This is a genomic window from Massilia sp. TSP1-1-2, from assembly GCF_049896185.1.
Lineage (GTDB): Bacteria > Pseudomonadota > Gammaproteobacteria > Burkholderiales > Burkholderiaceae_D > Telluria_A.
Window position 1 is genome coordinate 1 of the sequence record NZ_JAFCTU010000181.1, and the last position, 670, is coordinate 670.

General features: G+C 66.6%; 1 protein-coding gene. It reads right to left on the minus strand.

The features are described 5' to 3' along the window. Positions 1–16: 16 nt before the first annotated feature. Complete coding sequence (gene wrbA, locus ACP7BV_RS27590) at positions 17–616, minus strand: NAD(P)H:quinone oxidoreductase (RefSeq protein ID WP_426108106.1); 600 nt, start codon at positions 614–616, stop codon at positions 17–19. Between the last annotated feature and the right edge of the window lie 54 nt (positions 617–670).

Consider the following 670-nt stretch of genomic DNA (forward strand, 5'->3'; position numbering starts at 1 on the left):
CTGGGGCGGCAGGACCTTAGGTTTGCGGGCCACGGCCGTTCTCCAGCAGGATCGCGGTTTTCGCCAGGCGTAGCCCAAGGGCGCGGCACAAGGTAATTTCGTGGGGGTCGAGCATGCGCTTGCCGTCCGGCCCCGCGTGGTGGCTGGCGCCATACGGCGTGCCGCCGCCCTGCGTGTCGAGCAAGGCCTGTTCGCTGTAGGGCAGGCCGGTGATCAACATGCCGTGGTGCAGCAGCGGCAGCAGCATCGACATCAGCGTGGTTTCCTGGCCGCCGTGCAGGCTGGCGGTGGAGGTAAATACTCCGGCCGGTTTGCCGACGAGCGCGCCGGTCAGCCACAGGTTGCTGGTGCCGTCGATAAAGTATTTGAGCGGTGCGGCCATGTTGCCGAAGCGCGTCGGGCTGCCGAGCGCCAGGGCCGAGCAGTTTTTCAGGTCGTCGAGGCTGGCATACAGCGCACCTTCCTCCGGGATGCTCGGCGCCACGGCCTCGCACTCGGTGGAGATCGCCGGCACGGTGCGCAGTCGCGCTTCCAGCCCGGCTTGCTCGATACCGCGCGCAATGTGTCGCGCCATCTCGCTCACCGAGCCATTGCGGCTGTAATACAACACCAGCACATACGGCGCACTCACGGCAGAATCTCCAGCACGTTTTCCGGCGGCCGGCCAATG